The organism is Paraburkholderia sp. SIMBA_054, assembly GCF_046534875.1.
In the GTDB taxonomy this organism is placed as follows: Bacteria; Pseudomonadota; Gammaproteobacteria; order Burkholderiales; family Burkholderiaceae; genus Paraburkholderia; species Paraburkholderia hospita.
The window spans coordinates 1-260 of sequence record NZ_JAWRXV010001071.1; the positions used below are offsets into that span (position 1 = coordinate 1).

At 61.9% G+C, this 260-nt stretch carries 1 pseudogene; it reads right to left on the bottom strand.

The features are described from left to right. A pseudogene (locus SB822_RS58455) lies at nt 1–260 on the bottom strand (trypsin-like serine protease); the annotation flags it as partial.

Sequence of the window (260 nt, forward strand, 5' to 3'; positions counted from 1 at the left end):
CTGACAAGCGCGCCCTGCGACTTCGGCAGACCGAGCGAATCAGCGACGTCTTTGGTCACTTCGCCGATCGCCACCGCGATCCGGCCGCGCACCACCTTGCCGGACGCTTTCAACTGGTCGGCCACGCGCATCGCTTCGTCGATCGGAATCGCGAACGAAATGCCCATAAAGCCGCCGGTACGGCTGTAGATCTGCAGTTAATGCCGATCACTTCGCCCTGCATGTTGATGAGCGGTCCGCCCGAATTGCCCGGATTGACG